The following is a 24,934-nucleotide window of genomic DNA, read 5'->3' as shown; positions in this document are numbered from 1 at the left end:
CACGGCGGCCGCGCCCGCGCGTAAGTTCCGGGTGAGACTATCACCGGAGCTGACAAAAATGGATCACGCATTGACCTTCGTGATCGCCACCCTTTGCATACTTGCCATTTGCTACCGCCTGTACGGGGTGTTCTTCACGCGCAAGGTATTGGGTGTCGATGATAGCGCCGTGACCCCGGCGCATGAATTAAAGGACGGCAAGGACTATGTGCCCACCAGCAAGTGGGTGGCGTTTGGCGGCCACTTCGCCGCCATCGCGGCGGCCGGCCCGCTGGTGGGGCCGGTGCTGGCCGCCCAGTACGGCTATCTGCCCAGCATGTTGTGGCTGCTGATAGGCTGTGTGATCGGCGGCGCGGTGCACGATACCGTGGTGTTGTTCGCTTCGATGAAGCATCACGGCAAATCCTTGTCGGAAGTGGCCAAGACCGAGCTGGGCCCCTGGGCCGGCTGGTGCACCGGCCTGGCCATGCTATTCATCATCACCATCACCATGGCCGGCCTGTCCATGGTGGTGGTGCACGCGCTGGAGCGCAATCCCTGGGGCGCGTTCGCGGTGAGCATGACCATTCCCATCGCCATCGCCGTCGGCCTGTGGGAGCGCGTCACCGGCAATATGAAGAACGCCAGCTATGTCGGCGTCGCCGCCATCATGGCCTGTGTGTTCGCCGGCCCCTACATCCAGGGCACCGCGCTGGGCGAGCTGCTGACGCTGAAGGCGTCCACCGTGTCCCTGCTGCTGCCCGTCTACGCCTTCTTCGCCACCGCGTTGCCGGTGTGGATGCTGCTGACCCCGCGCGCCTGTCTGTCCAGCTTCATGAAGATAGGCGTGTTCGGCCTGTTGGTGGTGGGCGTGGTGTTCATCAACCCGCAAATCCAGTTCCCGGCCGTTACCCAGTTCATCCACGGCGGCGGCCCGGTGCTGGCCGGCCCGGTATGGCCGTTCATCTCCATCACCATCGCCTGCGGCGCCATTTCCGGCTTCCACGCCTTCATCGGCTCTGGCACCACGCCCAAGCAGATAGACCGCTGGAGCGACATCCTGCCGGTGGGCTTCGGCGCGATGCTGGCCGAATGCGTGGTGGGAGTGATGGCCTTGATCGCCGCCACCGCCTTGCACCCGGCGGATTACTTCGCTATCAACTCCGCGCCGGACACCTTCGCCAAGCTGGGCATGCAGGTGGTGAACCTGCCGCAGCTGTCCCAGGAGATCGGCCTGGACCTGTACGGCCGCACCGGCGGCGCGGTGACGCTGGCGGTGGGCATGGCGGACATCTTCACCCGCATTCCCTGGTTCCATAATCTGGCGTCCTATTTCTTCCAGTTCATGGTGATGTTCGAAGCGGTGTTCATCCTCACCGCCATCGATTCCGGCACCCGCGTCGCCCGTTATCTGATCCAGGACTTCGTCGGCGACGCCTGGGCGCCGCTCAAGCGCACCGATTGGATGCCCGGCGGCATCGGCGCTTCGGTGGTGGCCTGCCTGCTGTGGGGCTATCTGCTGAACTCCGGCGACATCAATTCGGTGTGGGCCTTGTTTGGCGTGTCCAATCAGCTGATGGCGTCCATCGGCCTGATCATCGGCGCCACCATCATCCTGCGGCTGTCGCACAATCGCGCCTACATGATGACCTGCCTGCTGCCGCTGGCTTATCTCTATGTCACCGTCAATTACGCCGGTTACTGGATGATCAAGCACGTTTACCTGAACCCGGCGGCCAAGGGCTACAACCTGTTCAACGCCGCCATCTCCATCGCCATGCTGGCGCTGGGCCTGGTGATCCTGCTGTCCGCCTGCCGCAAGTGGATGGAGCTGCTGGCGCGGCCGGCACCGGATGCGCGGCGCGAACTGGCCGCCACGGAGGCTTGAGCCGCTTGATTAAAATTGGGGTAAGACTTGGCCCGCTGGAAACAGCGGGCTTTTTTTAGGACTTTAGTTCTTCTTTCGATCACATATGGGGGGGCGGGAAGCAAGCAAGGGGTGGACTGCGTAATAGTTATATGGGGTGTAATATTGTTTTTTCTTGCATGTATTAATTTTTGTTAGTGTTTTTCTAAAATTTTAAGAGCAGTGATGGCCCCAGTGATAGCTATTAAAAAGTCTATCGACGTTTTATGTGTGTTGGAAGGTGTAAGAGAGTATGTTAAGGCAATGGTTGAATTAAAGGTGGTGGCGCTTTTCTCTTGAGGTGGAGAAATAATTTTTAGGTAATGTATTTAATGGCCATGGGTGTGATGCCGGTACGAGTGGTATTTTTAATTAATATGTTTTCTATATTTTGTGAGTTTTAGGTAAAATATTTTTGTGTTCTGTTTTAGTGTTGCGGTTCTATGGGGTTTTTTGTTGTAAAGCTATTCTCTATTTTTAGTCGGATTTCTGTTTTTTATTGCAATAATTCTCTTTAGTCCATCAAGGCCAAGAAAACATAGTAGGTGAGAAATGATAGTTGCGGTCCAGAAGGGAAGCCAGGTGGGGAGCTTTGGATGGGGGATTGTATAGATGCAGAAGTGTAGATTGGGGCATAAACTTTTAACTTCATCCAGTATGGCAACTAAAGAGTTTGGATTGTTCCAGGCTTGGTAAATTACAATTGTGCCCAGAGGATTTAGTTGGGCAGAAAAGTATTCGAGAAATTTAGATTGCAGACTGGAGTCTTTGTTGCGAGTAAATGGATAAAATTCAAAACAAAATATGCAGTCGAATTTTCCAATTTTTTCTGAGCTGGGAGAAATGGCTAGGGACTTGAATTCGGCGTTGTGGAAATTTTGCTTTGCATACTCTATGGCATCTTCGGAAATGTCAATTCCAGTAACTTTACTTTTGATGAAGGTATTTGCAAGGGCCGTTGTGGTGTAGCCTAGGCCGCAGCCTGCATCAAGAATGTGGTTTGAATTGGAAAGTTTAAGTCTTTTTTTGATTAATTGTATTTTTCTAATTGGATTGATGTCGTTGTGGGATTTTATTTCGGAGGCTGATTTGTCCCCTGTTAACAGCATTTTTCTATAAGATCCAAAATCATTTTTTGTGTCAATTTCTGAAATATTTTTTATTGAGCGAAATTTTCTTTCGGTTATAGCCAGCTCATCAGGGGTCCACCAAGTTTTTTCTTTCATCTTTAAGGCCTTTTAAGATTGAGTAGATGGTTTTTCTTGAGTGCGGCTTACGGTTTTGCTTCTTCTATAATGCTCTTGTGAAACCAAGAGTGCAGTTAGTGCATTCTAGTTGGTTGCTGTTGCGAGATTGCATCGATGTTATCTGCTATTTTCTGCGGTGAACAGGCGTAGTGCTGGCCATTTTGCTAGGTTTTTTGGGAGGCAATCCATATTCTTGTGGCTATAGGTTGAAACAATACTCTCTTTATTGTTTTTCAAGGTAGTCTTGCTATGCAATAGTGGCCGCCGCACTCACCTCAGATCCGCATCGGCCATCACTCTGCAACTTCACGGCACTAACAGTGCTTGAATTCTATCAATATTGGAATAAGGGGGCGCGGTGGCTCGGCAGCCCGCGAGGGCGGGCTGGTTCCATGTTAGTAAAGCCCTGCAAGGTGCTTGCGGAACTGTCCTGCTAAGGCCGATTGTTAGGTGCAGTAGAACAAAGGCCACGGTGGAATGGCGAAGTGCTGGTGCCAAGAGGCGTTGGAAGTCGATCCAGAAATAGGGGCAGGGTCAGTTGGCCGGACTCTACCTCGTAGGCAGGCTGCTTAGACGAGGCGTAGCTGTAGCGCAGTGGTTGACCCGTGTAGTGTAAGGACTGTTTTATGGCAAACCTGTAACCGGCCCTCAGCGCATAAACCGCAGCGGCAGGCCCTGGCAGTCCGGCTGGATGCGGCCCTGGAACCAAGCCAATTGACCGGAAACGATGGTGGCGCTGACCGCGTGGCGGAAGGCCAGATGCGGGAAGGGGGTCCAGCCGCAATGAGCCAGCAGGGCGTCGCGGCAGACCGGGCGCGGCGCGGGCAGGCGCTGCACCAGCGTCAGATCGGCCCAATAGCCTTCGCGCAGATAGCCGCGTTCGGCGATGGCGAAGCGGGTGGCCACCGCGTGGCTGGTCTTGTCCACCAGTTGCGGCAGCGTCAGTTCGCCGTCGGCCACCAATTCCAGCAGCGCCGGCAGCGCGTGCTGGACCAGCGGCAGGCCGGCCGGGGCCTGGGCGTAGGGCTGCTGTTTTTCCTCCCAGGCGTGCGGCGCGTGATCGGTGCCGATCAGGTCGATGCGGCCGTCGCGCAGCGCCTGGCGCAGCGCGTCGCGGTCAGCGCGGCTTTTGATCGCCGGATTGCATTTGATCAGGTGGCCCAGGCGGGCGTAGTCGCCGTCGTCCAGCAGCAGGTGGTGGACGCAGGCTTCGGCGGTGATGCGCTTGCCGGCGACGGGGCCGGGCCGGAACAGCTCCAGTTCGCGCGCGCTGCTCAGGTGCAGCACGTGCAGCTGGCTGCCGTGGCGTTGCGCCAGCTCCACCGCCAGCCGGGTGGATTGGTAGCAGGCTTCGGCGTCGCGGATCAGAGGGTGCTGGTCCGGCGGGATGTCGTCGCCGAAGCGCAGCCGCCAGGCGGCTTCGCGCTCGCGGATGCGCGGCGTGTGTTCGCAGTGGGTGAGGATGGGCAGCGGGCAAGCGGCGAACAGCCGTTCCAGCGCGGCCGGGTCGTCCAGCAGCAGGTCGCCGGTGCTGGCGCCCATGAACACTTTGACGCCGGCGGCGCGGTTGGGCGGCAGCGCGGCGATCAGCGCTAGATTGTGGCGGGTGGCGCCCAGGTGGAAGCCGTAATTGGCCACCGAGCCGGCGGCGGCGCGGCTTTCCTTGTCCGCCAGCGCGTCCAGGCAGGTGGTGGCCGGCCGGGTGTTGGGCATGTCCATGAAGCTGGTGACGCCGCCGGCCACCGCGGCGCGGGATTCGCTGGCGATGCTGCCCTTGTGCGGCGCGCCGGGTTCGCGGAAGTGGACTTGGTCGTCGATCATGCCGGGCAGCAGCCATTGGCCGGCGGCGTCGATGTCGATGTCGCCGGGGCGGCCGGGCAGGCTGGCATCGATGCGGCGGATGCGGCCGTTGCCGACGCGCAGGTCGGCTTCCCACTCGCGGCCGTCGCTGACCAGGCGGGCGTTGCGGATCAGGATGTCGCTCATTCAGAACTCGTTTTGCAGCGCTTTGTAGCCGCGCACCAGTTCGCTGTTGGCGCGCAGCACGTCTTCGGAGAATTCGGCGGCGGACACGCTGGCCTTGGGCAGGCGCGCGGTGTCGCTGGCCGCGCCTATGCGTTCGGTGGAGGCCACGTAGCAGCCGGCCGGCAGTTCGCAGCCGTCCACCACCGCGTTGTGGCGCACCACGCAGCCGTCGCCGACGCGGCAGTTGAACAGCACGCTGTTGAAGCCGACGAAGACGCGTTCGCCCACGGCGCAGGGGCCGTGGATGATGGAGCGGTGGGCGATGGAGGTGTGCGCGCCGATGGCGACGGCGGCGCCGGCCTTGGAGTGGATGACCACGCCGTCCTGGATATTGGAGTGGGGGCCGATGACGATGGCTTCCATCTCGCCGTTGGCGTCCACTTCGTCGGCGCGGATCACCGCGTAGGGGCCGATGAAGACATGGTCGTGGACGATGATCTTGCCGCAGAGGATGGCGGTCTTGTCGACGTAGGCGGATTCGGCGATCACCGGCAGGTGGCCGGAGGGGTTTTTGCGTATCAAGCGCTGCTCCCTGAGAGAGTGTTCACGATCTGCTGCGCTGCGGCGATACGGCGTTGAGAACATCTTCGAAATGCTCATGTACCGAATGTACATTCCGCTTTCTCCGCTGTTCTCGCCTTGTCTCGCTCTTGCTCGCGAGATCGTGGATTGCTTATGAGAGTTGGCTGGCCGCCACCGCGTCGTGCGGGTGCAGGCTTTCCTGGTGGCGGACGTCGACTCGGCTCAGGCCGTGGCCGGCCAGCGCCGCTTGCAGCCGGCGCGCGGCGTCTTCCACATACATCAGATTGGCGCCGTTGAGCGCGGCGAAAGCTTGTTCGTCGGCGCGCTTGACCGCGGTTTGTACCGGGGTGGCCAGCGCCTGCTCGGCCAGGTCTATGCGCGCCGCCAGCTCCCAGCCGGCGGCGTCGGCGGGGATGTCGAAGCGCAGCCGCGCCTGGCTGCGCTGGCTGTGCGGGGTGGCCAGGGTGGCGTGTTCCAGCAGCCAGTCATAAACCGCGTCGGGCGTGGCCGCGCGCTCCTGTTGGCGGAAGGCGTCGGCGATCAGCCGGCGCGCCAGCGCGGCGGAGCAGGGGCAGGTGGAGGAGTAGGCGATTTCCACCTCGGCCCACAGCCGGCAGCCGTCGCCGTCGAGTTCGGCGCCCAGCGCGGCGGGGTAGGCCTTCCAGCCGGACAGGCCCGGCGTGGCCAGCGCCGGGCGCTGGCACAGCAGTTCGAAGCGGAATTCCGCGCGGGCGGCGTCGCTGCCGCAGTCGGCGTGGCTGTCCGCCATAGCCCGCAGCAGCCGGCTTAGGGCGGCCGGGCTGAGCGGCGCGGCGTCGGCGTGGGCTTGCAGCAGCCGGTAGAGCCGGGACATGTGTATGCCCTTGATCGCCGGCCGGGGCAGGTTGACTTGCACGCTGGCGCGGGCGGCGACGCAGCCGTGGGCGGCGTCCGCCAGCCGCAGCGGCAGCGCGATGCCGTCCATGCCCACCCAGTTCAAGGGCAGCAGCGCGGCGGCGGCGCCGTTGCGCGCGATATCGGGCAGCGGGGCGTTCATGCGGCGTCCTCGGCAAGGGTTTCCAGCGGCGGGAAGGGGTCCGGCAGCAGCGCCCAGGCGGCCGGGCCGGCGGCCATTTCGGCTTCGTCCAGCAGGCAGGCGTCCAATTGACGGCGTAGTTCGGCTTCGTTCATGGCGATGCCGATCAGCACCAGTTCCTGGCGCGCGTCGCCGATGCCGTCCCGCCAGTGGCTTTCTATCTGGCGCAGGCTGTCTTCGTCCTGCGGCCAGTGTTCGCGCGGGGTGGCGGCCCACCATTGGCCGGCCAGTTCGTGGCGGCACACCGCGCCGGCCTGCGACCACAGCTGGGCGTGGGCAGGGCGGCTGGCCAGCCAGAAATAGCCCTTGGAGCGCAGCACGCCCGGCCATTCCCGCTGCGCCAGTTCAAAGAAGCGCTGCGGATGGAAGGGGCGGCGCGCGCGGTAGACGAAGCTGGCGATGCCGTATTCCTCGGTTTCCGGCGTGTGCTCGCCGCGCAGCTCACTGAGCCAGCCGGGGGCGTCGGCGGCGGCGTCGAAGTCGAACAGGCCGGTGTTGAGCACCGCGTCCAGCGGCACCTGGCCGAAGCGGGCTTCGACGATGCGGGCGCGCGGGTTGAGCTGGCGCAGGATGCCGGCCAGCCGTTCCTTGTCCGCGGCGTCGATCAGATCGGTCTTGTTGAGCACGATCACGTCGCAGAACTCCACTTGTTCGATCAACAGGTCCGCCACCGTGCGCTCGTCGGCCTCGCCCAGGGATTCGCCGCGTTGCCGCAGCTGATCGCGCGAGGCGTAATCGCGCAGGAAGTGACAGGCGTCCACCACGGTGACCATGGTGTCCAGCCGCGCGGAGTCGGCCAGGCTGCGGCCCTGCTCGTCGGCGAAGGTGAAGGTTTCCGCCACCGGCAGCGGCTCGGCGATGCCGGTGGATTCGATCACCAGCTGGTCGAAACGGCCTTCGCGCGCCAGCCGCGACACTTCCAGCAGCAGGTCTTCGCGCAGGGTGCAGCAGATGCAGCCATTGCTCATCTCCACCAGTTTTTCCTCGGTGCGCGACAGCGCCGCGCCGCCTTCGCGCACCAGGGCGGCGTCGATATTGACCTCGCTCATGTCGTTGACGATCACCGCCACGCGGCGGCCTTCGCGGTTGTTGAGTATGTGGTTGAGCAAGGTGGTTTTGCCGGCGCCGAGGAAGCCGGACAGCACGGTGACTGGCAGTCTGGCGTCTAGCGCGGCGGAGGAGGAGGGCGTGGGCGTCATGGCATGGGGTCCGATTAGGTGAGGGCGATGCGAGTGGCGAAGGCCTTTGGCTGTTCGCGGTTTTTGTTATGTTATAACATTTTATTTTTCGACGGCAAGGGTCGAATATCGCCACTAGTTCTTTCTGGCTAGTCCGTCTCGCCAAAGTACTAACCGTGACTAGTGCCAATGCGCCGTCCGGCGTCGACCTTCGGCGAATGTCGGCGCTTGCCGGCGCGTTCTAAGCTTGCAATCAAGTGAAAAGGTCCGTTTCCCCCGGTGGCTGGAGCCGCCGGCCCGTGCGGCGCGGACCCCGATATTTGGAGGCAAGATGAGTCACTTTCTCGACCGTTTGAATTTCCTGGGCAAGACCCGCTCCACCTTTGCCAATGGTCACGGCGCCGTCGTCAACGAGGATCGCGGTTGGGAAAACGCCTACCGCCAGCGCTGGCAGCACGACAAGGTGGTGCGTTCCACCCACGGCGTGAACTGCACCGGCTCCTGTAGCTGGAAGGTGTATGTGAAGAACGGCCTGATCACCTGGGAAACCCAGCAGACCGATTACCCGCGCACCCGGCCGGACCTGCCCAATCACGAACCGCGCGGCTGTCCGCGCGGCGCGTCCTATAGCTGGTACGTCTACTCCGCCCAGCGCGTCAAATACCCGATGATCCGCGGCCGGCTGGCCAAATTGTGGCGCGAGGCGCGCCAGACCCTGAGCCCGGTGGAGGCCTGGGAAAAGATCAGCCAGACGCCGGAACTGGCCAAGCAGTACAAGTCCAAGCGCGGCCAGGGCGGTTTCGTGCGCGCCAGCTGGGACGAGGCCAACGAGATCGTGGCCGCCGCCAACGCCTTCACCATCAAGCGATACGGTCCGGACCGCGTGGTGGGCTTCTCGCCGATTCCGGCGATGTCCATGGTGTCCTACGCCGCCGGCAGCCGTTACCTCAGCCTGATCGGCGGGGTGCCGCTGTCCTTCTACGACTGGTATTGCGACTTGCCGCCGGCCAGCCCGCAGACCTGGGGCGAGCAGACCGACGTGGCCGAATCCGCGGACTGGTACAACTCCACCTATCTGATGGTGTGGGGCTCCAATGTGCCGATGACCCGCACCCCGGACGCCCACTTCTATACCGAGGTGCGCTACAAGGGCACCAAGACGGTGGCGGTGTCCAGCGACTTTGGCGAAATGGCCAAGTTCGGCGACATCTGGATGGCCCCCAAGCAGGGCACCGACGCCGCGATGGCAATGGCGATGGGCCATGTGATCTTCAAGGAATTCCACCTCGATAATCCGTCCGGCTACTTCAGCGACTACATCCGCCGCTATACCGACATGCCGATGCTGGTGGCGCTGAAGCAAGACGGCGAGCGCTACATTCCGGACTACTTCCTGCGCGCCTCCCATCTGGAAGGCGGCTTGGGCGAAGACAACAACCCGGACTGGAAAACCCTGCTGATCGACGAAGCCAGCGGCGACATCGTCGCGCCCAACGGCTCCATCGGCTTCCGCTGGGGCCAGGCCGAGGGCAAGGCCGGCAAGTGGAACCTGGAGCAGAAGGACGGCGGCAACGGCCGCGAGGTGTCCGCCAAGCTGTCGCTGATCAAGGAAAGCGACGCGGTGGTGGGCGTGGGCTTCCCTTACTTCGGCGCCGAGCACGATGAACTGCTGACCCGCAATGTGCCGGCCAAGCGCATCCGCCTGGCCGACGGCAGCGAAACCCTGGTGGCCACGGTATTCGACCTGATGGCGGCCAACTACGGCATAGACCGCGGCCTGGGCGGCGGCAACGTCGCCGTCGACTACATGGACGACGTGCCCTACACCCCGGCCTGGCAGCAGAAGCACACCGGCGTGAAGCCGGAACTGGTGATCCAGGTGGCGCGCGAGTTCGCGCAGAACGCCGATCAGACCCAGGGCAAATCCATGGTCATCGTCGGCGCGGCGCTGAACCACTGGTACCACATGGACATGACCTACCGCGGCATCATCAATATGCTGATGCTGTGCGGCTGTATCGGCCAGTCCGGCGGCGGCTGGTGCCACTACGTGGGCCAGGAAAAACTGCGTCCGCAAACCGGCTGGGCGCCGCTGGCCTTCGCCGGCGACTGGAACCGCCCGGCGCGGCAGATGAACGGCACCAGCTTCTTCTACGCCCACACCAGCCAGTGGCGGCATGAAAAACTGGGCGTAGGCGAAATCCTGGCGCCCACCGCCGACGGCCGCATGGCCGGCATGGCGCTGATCGATTACAACGCCAAGGCCGAGCGCATGGGCTGGCTGCCGTCCGCGCCGCAGCTGTCCGCCAACCCGCTGGAGGTGACCCGCGCCGCGGCCGCCGCCGGCCAGGACGCCGCCGCCTACGTGGTGGACGGCCTCAAGTCCGGCAAGCTGGACCTGGCCTGCAACGACCCGGACAACCCGCAGAACTTCCCGCGCAATATGTTCGTGTGGCGTTCCAACATCCTGGGCAGCTCCGGCAAGGGCCACGAATACTTCCTCAAATACCTGTTGGGCACCCAGAACGCGGTGCTGAATTCGGAAGACGACTGCATCAAGCCGACCGAAATCACCGTGCGTCCGGCGGCGGAAGGCAAGCTGGACCTGCTGGTGGTGCTGGACTTCCGCATGTCCACCACCTGCTTGTACGGCGACGTGGTGCTGCCCACCGCCACCTGGTACGAGAAGGACGATCTCAACACCTCGGACATGCACCCCTTCATCCACCCGCTGTCCGAAGCGGTGCAGCCCTTGTGGCAGTCGCGCACCGACTGGGAGATCTACAAGGGCTTCGCCAAGAAGCTGTCCGAGCTGGGCAAGGACTATCTGGGCGTGCAAAAGGACTTGGTGCTGACCCCGCTGATGCACGACACCCCGGAAGAACTGGGCCAGCCCTTCGATCCCAAGGACTGGAAAAAAGGCGAGTGCGAGCCGGTGCCGGGCAAGACCATGCCCAAGATGACGGTGGTGGAGCGCGACTACGGCGCGATCTACGACAAGTTCACCACCATCGGCCCCTTGCTGGAAAAAGCCGGCAACGGCGGCAAGGGCATCAACTGGAAAACCGGCCATGAGGTGGACATCCTGCGCGGCCTGAACCAAGTGGCGAGCCAGGGCGCCGGCAAGGGCCAGCCCAAGCTGGAAACCGCGATCGACGCCGCCGAGATGATTCTGACGCTGGCGCCGGAAACCAACGGCCACGTGGCGGTGAAAGCCTGGGACGCGCTGTCCAAGATCACCGGCCGCGACCACACCCATCTGGCCAAGCCGCGCGAGCACGACAGCATCCGCTTCCGCGATGTGCAGGCGCAGCCGCGCAAGATCATTTCCTCGCCCACCTGGTCCGGCCTGGAAAGCGAAGAAGTCAGCTACAACGCCGGCTACACCAATGTGCACGAGCTGATTCCCTGGCGCACCATCACCGGCCGCCAGCAGTTCTACCAGGATCACCAGTGGATGCGCGCCTTCGGCGAAGGCCTGTGCGTGTACAAGCCGGCGGTGGATCTGAAAACCACCCAGGCGGTGCTGGGCAAGCACGGCAACGGCAATCACGAATTGGTGCTGAACTTCCTGACCCCGCACCAGAAGTGGGGCATCCACAGCACGTACTCCGACAATCTGCGCATGCTGACCCTGAGCCGCGGCGGCCCGAACGTGTGGCTGTCCGAGGACGACGCCAAGAAGGCCGGCATCGTGGACAACGACTGGATCGAGGTGTTCAACGCCAACGGCACGCTGACCGCCCGCGCCGTGGTGTCGCAGCGGGTGCCGCAGGGCATGACGATGATGTACCACGCCCAGGAGAAGATCGTGAACGTGCCGGGCGCGGAAGTGTCCGGCAAGCGCGGCGGCATCCACAACTCGGTGACCCGCACGGTGACCAAGCCCACCCACATGATAGGCGGCTACGCGCAGCTGTCCTGGGGCTTCAACTACTACGGCACCGTGGGCGCCAACCGCGACGAGTTCGTGGTGGTGCGCAAGATGAACTCAGTGGACTGGATGGATAGTCCGGCAGGAGAGCAACAATGAAAATCCGCGCTCAAATCGGCATGGTGTTGAATCTGGACAAGTGCATCGGCTGCCACACTTGTTCGGTCACCTGCAAAAACGTCTGGACCAGCCGCGACGGCGTCGAATACGCCTGGTTCAACAATGTGGAAACCAAGCCCGGCATCGGCTACCCCAAGGAATGGGAAAACCAGGAGAAGTGGAAGGGCGGCTGGGTGCGCAAGCCCAACGGCAAGCTGGAGCCGCGTCAGGGCGGCCGGCTGAAAATCCTGGGCAATATCTTCGCCAACCCCAATATGCCGGCGATAGACGATTACTACGAGCCGTTCACCTACGACTACGAACATCTGCAGAACGCGCCGGAGATGAAGACGCCGCCCACCGCGCGGCCGGTGTCGGTGCTGACCGGCAAGAAGATGAACAAGATCGAATGGGGCCCGAACTGGGAGGACGATCTGGGCGGCGAATTCTCCAAGCGCAGCAAGGACGCCCTGTTTGAGGGCATCCAGAAGGAAATGTACTCGGCCTTCGAGAACACCTTCATGATGTATCTGCCGCGCCTGTGCGAACACTGCCTGAACCCGGCTTGCGTCGCCTCCTGTCCGTCCGGCTCCATCTATAAGCGCGAAGACGACGGCATCGTGCTGATAGACCAGGACAAATGCCGCGGCTGGCGCATGTGCGTGTCCGGCTGCCCGTACAAGAAGATTTATTACAACTGGACCTCCGGCAAGGCCGAGAAGTGCACCTTCTGCTACCCGCGCATCGAGGGCGGCCAGCCGACGGTGTGCTCGGAAACCTGCGTCGGCCGCATCCGCTATCTGGGCGTGCTCTTGTACGACGCCGACAAGATAGACGAAGCCGCCGCGGTGGAAGACCCGAAGAGCCTGTACGAGGCGCAGCTGGGCGTGTTCCTGGACCCGAACGCGCCGGAGGTGATCGCCGAGGCGCAGAAGCAGGGCATTCCGCAAAGCTGGATCGACGCCGCGCAGCGCTCCCCGGTCTACAAGATGGCGATGGAGTGGAAAGTGGCTTTCCCGCTGCACCCGGAATACCGGACCCTGCCCATGGTGTGGTACATCCCGCCGCTGTCTCCCATCCAGTCCGCGATGGAAAACGGCCTGATCGGCGAGAACGGCATCATCCCGGACGTCAAGGACCTGCGCATCCCCATTCAGTACCTGGCCAATCTGCTGACCGCCGGCAAGGAAGAGCCGGTGGTGAAGGCGCTGGAAACCATGGTGGCGATGCGGCGCTATATGCGCAAGAAGAGCGTGGAGAAGGTGTCGGATCCCGCCACCCTCAAGGGCACGCATCTGAACCCGGCCCAGGTGGAGGAGATGTATCAGGTGATGGCCATCGCCAATTACGAAGACCGCTTCGTGATTCCGTCCAGCCACAAGGAGCTGGTGGAAAACACCTTCGAGGACAAGGCGTCCTGCGGCTTCACCTTCGGCAACGGCTGCTCCGGCGGCGAGTCCGAGGCCAGCCTGTTCGGCAAGAAGAAGGCCACTCCCATCGTGTTCCACGACATGCGGCGCGACCGCAAGTCCAATTCCGGTCAGTGAAGGAGAACGCCATGCGCATCTATCAGGCCTTATCGGCGCTGCTGTGCTACCCGGAGCCGGATCTGATCGCGGCGGCGGACGACATCCGCGCCGAGGTGGCGGCCGAGCCGCGCATCGCCCGGCTGCTGGAGCCCTTGCTGCTGTCCTTGGAGGGCGAGGATCTGATCACGCTGCAAGAACGTTATGTGCAGACCTTCGATCGCAACCCCAGCCATTCGCTGCACCTGTTCGAGCATATCCACGGCGAGGACCGCGCCCGCGGCCAGGCCATGGTGGATCTGCTGGCCGAATACCAGGCCCAGGGCCTGGAGCCGGCGGCGAACGAGCTGCCGGACTATCTGCCGCTGTTCCTGGAGTTCCTGGCGCAGTGCCCGCCGGAGGAGGCCGCCCGGCTGCTCTCCGACGCGGTGCACGTGATCGCCCATGTGGCCGGCAAGCTGGCCGACAGCCACTCCCACTACGCCGGCGTGCTGCAGGGGCTGGTGCTGCTGTCGCCGGTGGAGCCGGAAGCGCTGACCGTGCCGCCGGTGCGCGACATGGACGAGATGCTGGAGACCTTCGGCCCCGGCGCGGACGGCGTGGAGCCGCTGCTGAAGCCGGCGCGGCCGGCCATCGCTCCGGTGAACTTTTACCCGCAGCGGCCGCAGGGCTGAATCCCGCTGCCAGGAGAGCAACATGAACTATCTGCACCAATTCGTATTCGGCATCTACCCCTACATCGCGCTGGCGGTGTTCCTGCTGGGCAGCCTGATCCGCTTCGACCGCGAGCAATACAGCTGGAAGAGCGAATCCTCGCAACTGCTGTACCGCGGCCAGCTGCGGCTGGGCAACATCCTGTTCCACCTCGGCATCATCGGCCTGTTCTTCGGCCATCTGGTGGGCCTGTTGACGCCGGTGGCGGTATGGGACGCGCTGGGCGTCAGCCACAGCTTCAAGCAGGTGTTCGCGATGACGGCCGGCGGCATCATGGGCGGCCTGTGTCTGGTCGGCATCCTGATCCTGCTGCACCGCCGCTTCACTTGCGACCGGCTGGCGGCCAACACCACCTGGCGCGACAAGCTGGTGTTGCTGTGGATTCTGGCCACCTTGCTATTGGGCCTCAGCACCATCGCGGTGTCGGCGCAGCATCTGGACGGCCACGAGATGGTGTTGCTGATGAGCTGGGCCCAGCACATCGTCACCCTGCGCGGCGACGCGGCCATCTTCATCGTCGGCGCCTCGCCGGTGTTCAAGGCGCACTTGTTCATGGGCATGAGCTTGTTCGTGATCTTCCCGTTTACCCGTCTGGTGCACGTGTGGAGCGGCTTCGGCGCGGTGACTTATCTGGGCCGGGCCTGGCAGCTGGTGCGGCCGAGGGGTTGATCCGGCGGGTTTGCCAAGATTCAGCATGAGGTCGCGGCGGGGCATCTTTGGATGCTCCGCCGTTTTTCATGCCGTCCGGCTACATATAAATTCGATAAGTTGTGAAGCGATAACAAGAGAGAACAATTCCTAACAATTCGAAACAGCCGGCTGTCAACCAAACGGTTAAGCTGCCTCATCCGTTTAAATTCAGGAGTTAGCCGCATGAAACGCGCACTTGTCATCTTATCGCTGAGCCTGGCCGGTTTGGCCTCCACCGCCCTGGCGGACACCTCCACCATCGTCGGCGGCGCGCTGGGCGGCGCGGCCGGCGCGGCGGTGGGCGAGGCGGTGGGCGGCCGCAACGGCGCCATCATCGGCGGCGCGGTGGGCGGCGCTTCCGGCGCGGCCATCGGCCACGACTACGGCAAGCCGGCGGCGTCGGAACGCCGCGACGACGACGGCCGCCGCTATCGCAAGCACCGCCATCGCCATCACCGCGACAAAGGCTATTTCTGCCCGCCGGGCCAGGCCAAGAAAGGCCGTTGCTGAGCCGCCGCGGCTGTCCAGCCGGCCATTGGCATTAAACCCATTGCAGTATTCAGCATGAACCGGGCTTGATCTATATTGATGGGTGTTGGTTTCCATTGTCATGGAAAGTCAAGAGAAACAGTCGATAGAGATCGGAGCCCGCCATGCTGTCCAGGCTATCCCTCGCCAGCAAGCTGCTATTGCTGCTGCTGCCTTTTTCCGCCGCCCTGATCGGCCTGGCCTCGGTGCTGGCCGTCGATCGCTTCCAGACCCTGTCGGAACTGCAACGCTCGGATCGCCTGATCCAGGTGGCGGCGCGTTCCAGCCAGTTGATCCACGATTTGCAGACCGAACGCGGCCTGAGCAACGGCTTCCTCAACGGCCAGGCCGCCGGCTTGCCGCCGCCCTTGCAGCAGGCGCGCGCGGTCAGCGACAAGGACCTGGCCGCCTTCCGCGACGAGGCGGCCAATCACGCCGCCAGCAGCCTGGCCGGCGATCTGTCCGCCCTGAGCAGTCAGCTGGACGGCCTGTCCCAGCTGCGCGACAGCGTGGAAAAACGCGCGACGCCGGCGGCCGAGGCCTTCGCCGCCTATTCCGGCCGCATCGACGCCCTGATCGGCCTGATCGCCAAGCTGGCGCAGGCCAATAGCGACGGCGATCTGCTGCGCAGCACCGCGGCCTTGCTCAGCCTGCAATGCGAGAAGGAGTTCGCCGGCCGCGAGCGCGGCTACGTCAACGGCGTGCTCAACGGCGGCGTGTTCGATCAAAAAAGCTTTGCCCAGGCGGTGGGCCTCAAGGCCAAGCAGGACGCCTGCGCCGGACAGCTGCGGCTGATGGCGGACGATACGCTGCGCGCCCAGATGGACGCGGTGGAAGGCGGCGACGAGGCCAAGGCCTTGCAGGCGCTGCGCGACAAACTCTTGGGCCAGGCCCTGGGCCAGCCGGCCGGCGTGGCGCCGGCGGCGTGGTTTCAGGCGGCGACCCAGCGCATCGGCGCGCTGAAAACGCTGCAGGACAAGCTGCTGTCCGATCTGGCCGGCCTGGTGGCGGCCAAGGTGTCCCAGGCCCGCGTCGACCTGTGGGTGACGCTGGGCGGCTCCGCCCTGGTGATTCTGGCCCTGGGCGGCCTGGGTTTCGCCATCTATCGCGGCATCCATGTGCCGGTGCAGCGGCTGGAACTGCTGATGACCTCGATGAGCCGGGATTTCGACCTGAGGCCGCGCGCCGACATCCGCGGTCACGATGAAATCGCGCGCATGGGCAAGGCTTTCGACCACTTGGTGGAGGCCTTCGCCCGCACCCTGAACCAAGTCAATCACAACGCCCACTGCCTGGTGGAGGCGGCGCACGCGATGCTGGCGATTTCCCATCGCGCCGCCAAGGCTTCGGAAACCCAGAGTCAGTCGGCGGCCGGCATCGCCGCGGCGGTGGAGGAGATGAGCGCGGGCATCGAGTCGGTCAGCGCCAACACCCGGCTGTCGCTGAACGTGGCGCAGCAGATGCAGAGCAGCGTCAGCGACGGCCGCGAACGCATGCGCAGCACCACGCAGGCGATGAATCAGACTTCGACGGTGCTGGACGACGCCGGCGGCCGGATAGAATCCTTGCAGCAGAAGTCCGAAGACATCCGCTCCATCATCACCGCCATCCGCGAGATCGCCGACCAGACCAATCTCTTGGCCTTGAACGCGGCGATCGAGGCGGCGCGCGCCGGCGAGATGGGCCGCGGCTTCGCCGTGGTGGCGGACGAGGTGCGCAAGCTGGCCGAGCGCACCGGCAAGGAGACGCTGGACATCACATCGCTGATCGAGGACATCCGCGGCGAGACCCAGACCGCCGCCCACCACATGCAGGAGGCGCGCCAGCGCATGGAGTCCGGCCTGGAGCTGGTGGGCCAGACCGTGCACGACCTGGACGAAATCCACCAGGAAGCCAGCGAAGCCGCGGCCAAGAGCCAGGGCACCGCGGTGGCGATGGCGCAGCAGACCGCGGCCAGCGGCGAGGTGGCCAACAATATCAGCGTGATCGCCTCGCTGGCGGAGGAGAATTCCGGCCTGGTGCAAGAGGTGGCGGATTTGTCCGACCGGCTCAACGCCTCGGCCAGCGAGCTGGTGGATCTGGTGGACAAGTTCAAACACGCCTGAGCGCCGATTTACCACGGGGTCGCTCCTGATCGCCGGGCGCGCCTGTTCCCTTCATCCTGCGCTCGCATTTCGCCGGCCGGCCCCTAGTCACAAGTGACTAGGGGCCGGCGTGCTTTGGTTGGACTGCGAATTGTTGGGCTAGCTAGTAAAATGGAATCAGGAAATATCAGATTGGCGGCGACAGCCGGGCCACTTGGTTGCGACTAAGCGGTATCATTGGCTGCCATGGAGGAACTCATGCTTACCGACCGCTTCGGGCGCTCCATCGAATACCTGCGTCTGTCCGTGACCGACCGTTGCGACTTGCGTTGCAATTACTGCCTGCCCAAAGGCTTCAAAGGCTTCGAAGAACCGGCCAACTGGCTGACCTTCGACGAGATAGAACGCGTGGTGGCGGCTTTCGCGCGCCTGGGCACGCGGCGGCTGCGGCTGACCGGCGGCGAACCGCTGCTGCGCCGCAATCTGCCGGAGCTGGCGGCGCGCCTGTCCGCGCTGCCCGGCCTCAACGACCTGTCGCTGACCAGCAACGCCACTCAGCTGGCGCGCCACGCCCAGGCGCTGCGCGCCGCCGGAGTCAGCCGCGTCAACGTCAGCCTGGACTCGCTGCGCCGCGATTGCGTGCACGACATCACCGGCAGCGACAGCCTGCCGCGGGTGATGGAAGGGCTGATGGCGGCCAAGGAGGCCGGCTTTTCTCCGATCAAGATCAATATGGTGGCGATGAAGGACGTCAACGACGCCGACATCGGCGCCATGGTCGCCTTCTGTATCCAGCATGGCTTCGTGCTGCGGCTGATCGAAGCCATGCCCATGGGCGACACCGGCCGCGCCGCCAGTTACCTGGACTTGCAGCCGGTGCTGCGTCAGCTGCAAACCGAATTCGACCTGGTCGAACAGGCCGCCACCCTGGGCGGCGGCCCGGCCCGCTACTGGAAAACCCGGGACGGCGGTTTCTCGCTGGGCCTGATCACGCCCATTTCCCAACATTTCTGCGCCACCTGTAACCGGGTACGGCTGTCCGTGGACGGCACGCTCTACATGTGCCTGGGCCAGGAAGAAAGCTTTGAGCTGCGCCCTCTGCTGCGCGCCGGCGTCAGCGACGCCGAACTGGAAGCGGCGATCCGCACGGCGATAGAACTGAAACCGGAGCGACATGAATTCAGCGAGAAGCCGAAAAAGCTGGTGCGCTTCATGTCGATGACCGGTGGCTAGGGCGACGGCGATGCGGCTGAACGTGTCCCCGGTGCTGGGCGGCCCGCTGGGCCAGCGGCTCAGCGCCAAGATCGTCGGCGTGCTGGCGATTTTTCTCTTGGTGGCGCTGGGTTCCATCGGCGCCACGCTGTGGCTGTCCTGGCAGCAGGAGGGCGGCGCGGCGGCGATCAACGACGCCGGCAGCCTGCGCATGCGCGTCACCCGGCTGGCGCTGGATTTGCAGCTTAGCGGCCAGGACGGCGCGCGCGCCGACGCGCTGCGCCGCGACATGGTCAATTACGAAGCCATCTTGCAGCGGCTGCGCCGCGGCGACCCGGCGCGCCCGCTGCTGGTGCCGCGTCAGGCGGACATCCAGCAGGCGCTGACCCAGGTGGAAACGCAGTGGCGCGAGCAACTGAAACCGGTGTTGCAGGACGCGCTGACGCGGCCCGGCGACAACGCGGCGGAGGCCGCCCGTTTCGCCGAGCGCGTGGCGCTCTACGTGGCGGACATCAACACCTTCGTCAGCGGCATGGAGGCCTACAACGCGCGCAACACCGATTATCTGCGCCTGCTGCAGCTCTTGCTCGCCAGCATGGCGGTGGTGGGCACCGTCGCGCTGATTTATCTGATGCTGCTGATCGTGCTGCGGCCGCTGGACAAGCTGCACCAGGGCATACGCCGGCTGGCGGCCGGCGATTACAGCGTGCGGGTGCCGGTGGAGACCGACGACGAATTCGGCCAGGTCAGCACCGGCTTCAATCTGATGGCGGCCTGTCTGTCCGAATCCCACGCCACGCTGGAAGAGCGGGTGCGCGGCAAGACCGCCAGCCTGCAGCAGAAAAACCAGGAATTGGCGCTGTTGTACGAAATCACCTCCTTCTGCAATCAATCCCAGCCGCTGGAAGCGCTGTGCAAGGGCTTCCTCGCCCGGGTGATGCGCGCCTTCGACGCCGACGGCGGCGCGGTGCGCTTGACCGATCACGGCCAGGGCATGGTGTTCGTGGTGGCCGACGACGGCTTGCCGGAAGGGCTGCTGCGCGAAGAGCATTGCCTGAAAGTGGGCGACTGCCTGTGCGGCGAAGCCGCCGCCAAGGCCGAGAGCCGGGTGGAGAATATGCGCGGCCTGCCGGACAAGCAGTGCAGCCGCGAAGGCTTCCGCGTGGTCAGCGCCTTCCCGGTGGCGACGCAAAACCGCACCTTGGGCATTTTCAATCTGCATTTCCGACAGGCGCGCATCCTGCCGCCGCAGCAGGTGCGGCAACTGGAGATGCTGGGCCAGCACCTGGCGGTGGCGATAGAAAACCTGAGGCTGGCGGCCAAGGAGCGCGAACTGGCGGTGCTGGAGGAGCGCAATCTGGTGGCCCAGGGCCTGCACGACAGCATCGCCCAGGGCCTGTCCTTCCTGAACCTGCAAACCCAGATCATGCGCCAGGCGCTGGACAGCGGCGACCCGGGCCTGGTGGACGACACGCTGGCCTTGTTCGAGGCCGGGGTCAAGGAAAGCTACGACGATGTGCGCGAGCTGCTCAACAACTTCCGTTCCAAATTGTCGGAAAGCCTGAGCCAGGCGGTGAGCAGCCTGCTGGACAAATTCCGCAAGCAGACCGGGATGCGGGTGGAGCTGCGCTCCACCGGAGCCGGCGCGCCGCTGATGCCGGAACAGCAATTGCAGATCCTGTTCATCCTGCAGGAGGCGCTGTCCAATGTGCGCAAGCACGCCGAGGCCAGCCAGGTCACGGTCAGCCTCAGCGACGACGGCGAGGTCTTCGTGCTCAGCGTGCTGGACAACGGCGTCGGTTTCGATCTGGATACCGTGCGCAACAAGGGCGACGGCCATTTCGGCCTGTCCATCATGCAGGAGCGCGCGCAGCGCGCCGGTCTGCAACTGGACATCGAATCCACTCCGGAGGCGGGCACCCTGGTCAGCCTGCTGCTGCCGCGCGCGCGGCGCATGGCCGCTTGAGCCACTGGCGCGGCGGCTAGACAGCTCTCATACTGTCTATATCTGAATTTGAAAGACCCGGACTCGATGATGTCTGAACAGACCATACGCATTTTGCTGGTGGACGATCACACCTTGTTCCGCAGCGGAATCAAGGCCTTGCTGGCGCGCCAGGCGGCTTTCGACGTTGTCGGCGAGGCGGCCGACGGCGCCGAGGGCGTCAAGCTCGCCAAGCAGCTGGACCCGGACGTGGTGTTGCTGGACCTGAACATGCCGGGCATTTCCGGCGTGGAGGTGCTGACCCTGATGCTGCAGGACCAGCCCAAACGGGCGGTGGTGATGCTGACGGTGTCCGAGGAGGCCGACGATCTGACCGCGGCCTTGAAGGCCGGCGCGCGCGGCTATCTATTGAAAAACATCGACGCCGACTTCCTGACCCAGGCGGTGGCGCGCGCCGCCGCCGGCGAATCGGTGATGAGCGATTCGATGACCGCCAAGCTGATGGCCCAGTTCCGCCACGGCGCGGCCGCGCCGGTGGAGCCGGCGGAGCAGGAGCTGGACCGGCTGACCCCGCGCGAACGCGAAATCCTCGGCTTTCTGGCCCAGGGCAAGAGCAATAAGGAGATCGCGCGCAGCCTGGATCTGGCCGAGAGCACGGTCAAAATCCATGTGCAGAACATCCTGAAGAAGCTCAGCCTCAGCAGCCGGGTGCAGGCGGCGGTGTTCGCGGTGGAGAACGGGGTGGGGCGCAGCGCGTGAGCGGCTGCGCGCGGCCCTGGCCCCCATGAACAGCTTCTAAGCGGCGGTCCGCTCAGCCCTCCACCAGCCGATAGCCGACTCCGGTCTCGGTGAGGATGTGGCGCGGCATCGCCGGATTGTCTTCCAGCTTCTGCCGCAGATGGCCCATATAGACGCGCAGATACTGGTTGTGCTCCGAGAACGACGGCCCCCATACCGCCAGCAGCAGTTCGCGATGGGTGATCACCTTGCCGGCGCTGCGTATCAAGGTGGACAGCAGCCGGTACTCTATCGGCGTCAGATGCACCGCCGTTTCCGCCTTGGCCACCTGCCGGTTGACCAGGTCCACCTTGATGTCGCCGAACTGGAACACCTGTTGCGCGGCGGCGCTGCCGTGGGTGCGGCGGCGCAGCAGCACGCGGACGCGCGCCAGGCATTCGGCCACGCCGAAGGGCTTGGTCAGATAGTCGTCGGCGCCGGCGTCCAGCGCGGCCACCTTCTCGGTTTCCTGGGTGCGCGCGGACAAGACCAGGATGGGCAGATCGGTCCATTCGCGCAGCTGTTTGATGGTGTCCTGGCCGTTCATGTCCGGCAGGCCCAGGTCCAGGATCACCAGGTCCGGCTTGCGGGTGGCCACTTCGATCAGGCCTTGCTTGCCGGTTTCCGCCTCGTGGACGGTCAGGCCTTCTTCTTCCAGCGCCGCGCTCAGAAAGCGGCGTATCGGTTTCTCGTCTTCAATGACGACGATGCTGATCGGTGCGTCTTGCATGGTCATGGTTTTCTTTTGAGTTAGGGCGTCTCATCCGGCGGCAGCGCCGGCGCTTGACCGGCCGGCAGGCTGAAGCGGAATTCCGCGCCGTGCGGCGAGCGGTTGCGCGCGCTGATGCGGCCGCCGTGGATTTCCACGATGGAGCGGCAGATCGCCAGGCCCAGCCCCACGCCGGGGGTGCTGGACTCCGCCGCGCCGCGCGAGAATTTGTCGAAGGCGCGCTGTTCCATATTGGGCGGCAGGCCGGGGCCGTCGTCGCTGACCGACACCAGCACCTCCGCGCCTTCGCGCCGCGCCGCCAGCGTGATGCGGCTGCCCGGCGGCGTGTATTTGCCGGCGTTTTCCAGCAGGTTGACCAGCACCCGCTCCAGCAGCACGGCGTCGTATTCCAGCACCGGCAGGTCCGGGTCCAGCTCCAGCCTCAGTTCCCGGCCGCGCAGGCCGCGTTCGGCGGCGCGCAGCGCGCTGCCCACCACCTCGTCCAGCATCTGCCATTCCTTGTTCAGCTTGACGCCGGATTGCAGCCGCGCCATGTCCAGCAGATTGGTCACCAGCTTGTTCATGCGCAGCGCCTCGTCCTGGATGGCGGCGGCGATCTCGGCGCGCTGATCGTCGTCCACATTGGGCGAGCACAGCCGCTCGGACAGGCCGGCCATGGTGGTCAGCGGGGTGCGCAGATCGTGGGACACCACGGACAGCACGCTGTTGCGCAGCCGCTCGGATTCCATCGCCACGATGGCGTCCTGCGCCACTTCCACGTAATGCACGCGCTCCAGCGCCAGCGCGATCTGGGCGGCGCAGGTTTCCAGCAGTCTTTGCTGTTCCGGCAGAAAGGCCTGATCGGTGACTTCCGGCAGCAGCGCGATCACGCCGCGGTTGCGCATCGGCGCGCGCAGCGGCACGTAGAGCGCGGCGTTGGCGGGCAGGGTGTTGGTGCCGAGGCCGGCCGGCTGCTGATGATCGTAAACCCATTGCGCGACGCCGATGTCGGCATGGCCGCGGTCTTCGCCGGCCAGGCGCAGTTCGTCGCCGCTATTGGGCAGGAACAGGTTGACCTTGGCGGCGAACAGCGGCTCCAGCCGGCCGACGGCGGTGTCCACGATCTGGGCGGCGGTCAGCGCGCCGGCCAGTTCGCGGCCCAGATCGTACAGCGCGCGGGTGCGGCGTTCGCGATAGGTGGAGATATTGGCGGCGAAGCGCAGCCGGGCGGTGAGTTGGCTGATGATGGCGGCCACCAGCAACATCACCACGAAGGTCATCAGGTACTGGGTGTCGGTGACGGCGAAGGACATCTGCGGCGGCACGAAGAAAAAGTCGAAGGCCGCCACCGACAGCAGCGAGGCCAGCATGCCGGGGCCGCGGCCGTAGCGCACCGACACCAGCACCACCACCAACAGGTAGATCATGATGTCGTTGGCCAGCGCCACATGGGGAATCAGCAGGCCGGCCAGCAGCGTGGTCAGCAGGCAGGCGACGGCGGCGGCGATGTAGCCGGCGTGGGAGCGCGGGCTGTCCTGCTCTTCGAACAACAGGCTGGCGCCGGTCTTGGCGGCGCCGGCGTCCTCCGCTTCCAAGTCGTGGGCCACCACGTAGAGATCGATGTCGCCGGAGCGGCGGCTCAGCTCGTTGACCAGGGTAGGGCGCCACAGCCGCGACCAGCGGCCGCGGACGGATTTGCCCACCACCAGCTTGGAGACGTTGCGGCTGCGGGCATAGGCCAGCAGGGTGGGCGCCAGTTCGTTGCCGCCCAGCACCGTGGTTTCCGCGCCCAATTCCTGCGCCAGCCTCAGGCCCTTGAGCACGCGGGCGCGCTGCTCCTCGGACAGTTTTTGCTGGCGCGGCGTTTCCACGTAGACGGCGATCCAGTCCGCGTCCAGATTGGCTGCCAGGCGCTTGGCGCTGCGGATCAGCTTGTCGATGCCGGCGCTGGCGCCGACGCACACCAGCAAGCGCTCGCGCGCGTGCCAGACGGGGTTGATGGACTGGTCGGCGCGGTAGGCGCGCATCTGCGCGTCCACGCGGTCGGCGGTGCGGCGCAGCGCCAGTTCGCGCAAGGCCAGCAGATTGCCCTTGCGGAAGAAGTTCTTCACCGCGCGCTCGGCCTGCTGCGGCAGATAGACCTTGCCGGCGGCCAGCCGGCCCAGCAGCTCGTCCGGCGGCAAGTCCACCAGCGCCACTTCGTCGGCGCGGTCGAACACGTGGTCGGGCAGGGTTTCGCGCACCACGATGCCGGTGATCTGTCCGACCACGTCGTTCAGGCTTTCCAGATGCTGGACATTGAGGGTGGTGTAGACGTCGATGCCGGCGGCCAGTAGCTCCTCCACGTCCTGCCAGCGCTTGGGGTGGCGCGAGCCGGGCGCGTTGGAGTGGGCGAACTCGTCCATCAGGATCAGCTGCGGCCGGCGCGCCAGCGCCGCGTCCAGATCGAACTCGGACAGTTCGTGGCCCTTGTAGGCGATCCGCCGCGGCGGCAGCAATTCCAGGTCCGCCAGTTGCGCCTGGGTTTCCTTGCGGCCGTGGGTTTCCACCACGCCCACCAGCACTTGCACGCCTTCCTGGCGCCGGGCGCGGGCCGCAGCCAGCATGGCGTAGGTCTTGCCGACCCCGGCGCAGGCGCCGAAGAATATCTTCAGCCGGCCGCGTTGGGCGTCCAGTTCTTCGCGTTTCAGTTCATCCAGCAGCGCGTCCGGATCGGGACGGATGTCGGGCATGGCTTGTCCTGTTTTTTAGCCGCGGAAGCCGGGGATTCCGCGGCTCGTTCTT

General features: G+C 64.4%; 17 protein-coding genes. 10 read left to right on the top strand and 7 right to left on the bottom strand.

Features of this window, described 5'->3' with window-relative positions; translation table 11 throughout:
- Window positions 1-58: 58 nt before the first annotated feature.
- Window positions 59-1,867: a carbon starvation CstA family protein gene (locus QUG03_RS13680; RefSeq protein ID WP_500820225.1), complete on the top strand. Its 1,809-nt coding sequence runs from the start codon at window positions 59-61 to the stop codon at window positions 1,865-1,867.
- 482 nt (window positions 1,868-2,349) lie between these two features.
- Here QUG03_RS13680 and QUG03_RS13675 read toward each other — a convergent pair whose 3' ends face one another.
- The 5 genes from QUG03_RS13675 to zigA form a co-directional block, all read right to left on the bottom strand.
- The gene (locus tag QUG03_RS13675) at window positions 2,350-3,111 is read right to left on the bottom strand and encodes a methyltransferase domain-containing protein (RefSeq protein WP_166451757.1); all 762 of its coding nucleotides are present in this window, start codon (window positions 3,109-3,111) and stop codon (window positions 2,350-2,352) included.
- Between the two features lie 669 nt (window positions 3,112-3,780).
- Window positions 3,781-5,118, bottom strand: a complete 1,338-nt coding sequence (locus QUG03_RS13670; RefSeq protein WP_500820224.1) for a dihydroorotase — start codon at window positions 5,116-5,118, stop codon at window positions 3,781-3,783.
- On the bottom strand, window positions 5,119-5,679 hold the full coding sequence (locus tag QUG03_RS13665) for an LbetaH domain-containing protein (RefSeq protein WP_166451759.1): 561 nt from the start codon (window positions 5,677-5,679) through the stop codon (window positions 5,119-5,121).
- A 151-nt stretch (window positions 5,680-5,830) separates the two neighbouring features.
- Window positions 5,831-6,715 carry a GTP cyclohydrolase FolE2 gene (folE2, locus tag QUG03_RS13660; RefSeq protein WP_500820223.1) on the bottom strand — a complete coding sequence of 295 codons (885 nt, stop codon included), beginning with the start codon at window positions 6,713-6,715 and terminating at the stop codon, window positions 5,831-5,833.
- Window positions 6,712-7,953, bottom strand: coding sequence for a zinc metallochaperone GTPase ZigA (gene zigA / locus QUG03_RS13655; protein WP_500820222.1), 1,242 nt, complete (start codon window positions 7,951-7,953; stop codon window positions 6,712-6,714). The genes folE2 and zigA overlap by 4 nt, the downstream gene beginning before the upstream one ends.
- Before the next feature lie 310 nt (window positions 7,954-8,263).
- On the opposite strand from zigA, the gene QUG03_RS13650 reads away from it, so the two are divergent.
- The 9 genes from QUG03_RS13650 to QUG03_RS13610 all read left to right on the top strand — a co-directional run bounded on the left by QUG03_RS13650 (window position 8,264) and on the right by QUG03_RS13610 (window position 21,423).
- Complete coding sequence (locus tag QUG03_RS13650; protein ID WP_500820221.1) at window positions 8,264-11,965, top strand: nitrate reductase subunit alpha; 3,702 nt, start codon at window positions 8,264-8,266, stop codon at window positions 11,963-11,965.
- Entirely contained in the window at window positions 11,962-13,512 is a 1,551-nt protein-coding gene (gene narH, locus QUG03_RS13645; protein WP_107798999.1) for a nitrate reductase subunit beta, read from the top strand. The genes QUG03_RS13650 and narH overlap by 4 nt, the downstream gene beginning before the upstream one ends.
- 11 nt (window positions 13,513-13,523) lie before the next feature.
- Window positions 13,524-14,165, top strand: a complete 642-nt coding sequence (gene narJ / locus QUG03_RS13640; RefSeq protein ID WP_107799000.1) for a nitrate reductase molybdenum cofactor assembly chaperone — start codon at window positions 13,524-13,526, stop codon at window positions 14,163-14,165.
- 22 nt (window positions 14,166-14,187) lie between these two features.
- Window positions 14,188-14,874, top strand: a complete 687-nt coding sequence (narI, locus tag QUG03_RS13635) for a respiratory nitrate reductase subunit gamma (protein WP_235089546.1) — start codon at window positions 14,188-14,190, stop codon at window positions 14,872-14,874.
- Between the two features lie 204 nt (window positions 14,875-15,078).
- Entirely contained in the window at window positions 15,079-15,405 is a 327-nt protein-coding gene (locus QUG03_RS13630; protein WP_107799002.1) for a YMGG-like glycine zipper-containing protein, read from the top strand.
- A 143-nt stretch (window positions 15,406-15,548) separates the two neighbouring features.
- Window positions 15,549-17,528, top strand: coding sequence for a methyl-accepting chemotaxis protein (locus tag QUG03_RS13625; protein WP_500820220.1), 1,980 nt, complete (start codon window positions 15,549-15,551; stop codon window positions 17,526-17,528).
- Between the two features lie 237 nt (window positions 17,529-17,765).
- Window positions 17,766-18,740 carry a GTP 3',8-cyclase MoaA gene (gene moaA, locus QUG03_RS13620; RefSeq protein WP_500820219.1) on the top strand — a complete coding sequence of 325 codons (975 nt, stop codon included), beginning with the start codon at window positions 17,766-17,768 and terminating at the stop codon, window positions 18,738-18,740.
- Window positions 18,741-18,750: 10 nt separating this feature from the next.
- Window positions 18,751-20,685, top strand: a complete 1,935-nt coding sequence (locus QUG03_RS13615; RefSeq protein WP_107799005.1) for a type IV pili methyl-accepting chemotaxis transducer N-terminal domain-containing protein — start codon at window positions 18,751-18,753, stop codon at window positions 20,683-20,685.
- A 69-nt stretch (window positions 20,686-20,754) separates the two neighbouring features.
- The gene (locus QUG03_RS13610) at window positions 20,755-21,423 is read left to right on the top strand and encodes a response regulator (RefSeq protein ID WP_500820218.1); all 669 of its coding nucleotides are present in this window, start codon (window positions 20,755-20,757) and stop codon (window positions 21,421-21,423) included.
- Between the two features lie 52 nt (window positions 21,424-21,475).
- On the opposite strand, the gene kdpE is transcribed toward QUG03_RS13610, so the two are convergent.
- A complete protein-coding gene (gene kdpE / locus QUG03_RS13605) occupies window positions 21,476-22,177 on the bottom strand; it encodes a two-component system response regulator KdpE (RefSeq protein WP_319792925.1) in 702 nt (233 codons plus the stop codon).
- A 14-nt stretch (window positions 22,178-22,191) separates the two neighbouring features.
- The gene (locus QUG03_RS13600) at window positions 22,192-24,882 is read right to left on the bottom strand and encodes a DUF4118 domain-containing protein (RefSeq protein ID WP_500820217.1); all 2,691 of its coding nucleotides are present in this window, start codon (window positions 24,880-24,882) and stop codon (window positions 22,192-22,194) included.
- Window positions 24,883-24,934 lie beyond the last annotated feature (52 nt).

This window comes from Chromobacterium sp. CCUG 30098, assembly GCF_059916605.1.
This window is presented reverse-complemented; position numbering and strand designations above follow the sequence as displayed.

Bases quoted from the DNA above. Each gene is read 5' to 3' on its own strand.
- QUG03_RS13680 (WP_500820225.1), top strand. From the start codon at position 59: ATGGATCACGCATTGACCTTCGTGATCGCCACCCTTTGCATACTTGCC.
- QUG03_RS13675 (WP_166451757.1), bottom strand. From the start codon at position 3,111: ATGAAAGAAAAAACTTGGTGGACCCCTGATGAGCTGGCTATAACCGAA.
- QUG03_RS13670 (WP_500820224.1), bottom strand. From the start codon at position 5,118: ATGAGCGACATCCTGATCCGCAACGCCCGCCTGGTCAGCGACGGCCGC.
- folE2 (WP_500820223.1), bottom strand. From the start codon at position 6,715: ATGAACGCCCCGCTGCCCGATATCGCGCGCAACGGCGCCGCCGCCGCG.
- zigA (WP_500820222.1), bottom strand. From the start codon at position 7,953: ATGACGCCCACGCCCTCCTCCTCCGCCGCGCTAGACGCCAGACTGCCA.
- QUG03_RS13650 (WP_500820221.1), top strand. From the start codon at position 8,264: ATGAGTCACTTTCTCGACCGTTTGAATTTCCTGGGCAAGACCCGCTCC.
- narH (WP_107798999.1), top strand. From the start codon at position 11,962: ATGAAAATCCGCGCTCAAATCGGCATGGTGTTGAATCTGGACAAGTGC.
- narJ (WP_107799000.1), top strand. From the start codon at position 13,524: ATGCGCATCTATCAGGCCTTATCGGCGCTGCTGTGCTACCCGGAGCCG.
- narI (WP_235089546.1), top strand. From the start codon at position 14,188: ATGAACTATCTGCACCAATTCGTATTCGGCATCTACCCCTACATCGCG.
- QUG03_RS13630 (WP_107799002.1), top strand. From the start codon at position 15,079: ATGAAACGCGCACTTGTCATCTTATCGCTGAGCCTGGCCGGTTTGGCC.
- QUG03_RS13625 (WP_500820220.1), top strand. From the start codon at position 15,549: ATGCTGTCCAGGCTATCCCTCGCCAGCAAGCTGCTATTGCTGCTGCTG.
- moaA (WP_500820219.1), top strand. From the start codon at position 17,766: ATGCTTACCGACCGCTTCGGGCGCTCCATCGAATACCTGCGTCTGTCC.
- QUG03_RS13615 (WP_107799005.1), top strand. From the start codon at position 18,751: ATGCGGCTGAACGTGTCCCCGGTGCTGGGCGGCCCGCTGGGCCAGCGG.
- QUG03_RS13610 (WP_500820218.1), top strand. From the start codon at position 20,755: ATGTCTGAACAGACCATACGCATTTTGCTGGTGGACGATCACACCTTG.
- kdpE (WP_319792925.1), bottom strand. From the start codon at position 22,177: ATGACCATGCAAGACGCACCGATCAGCATCGTCGTCATTGAAGACGAG.
- QUG03_RS13600 (WP_500820217.1), bottom strand. From the start codon at position 24,882: ATGCCCGACATCCGTCCCGATCCGGACGCGCTGCTGGATGAACTGAAA.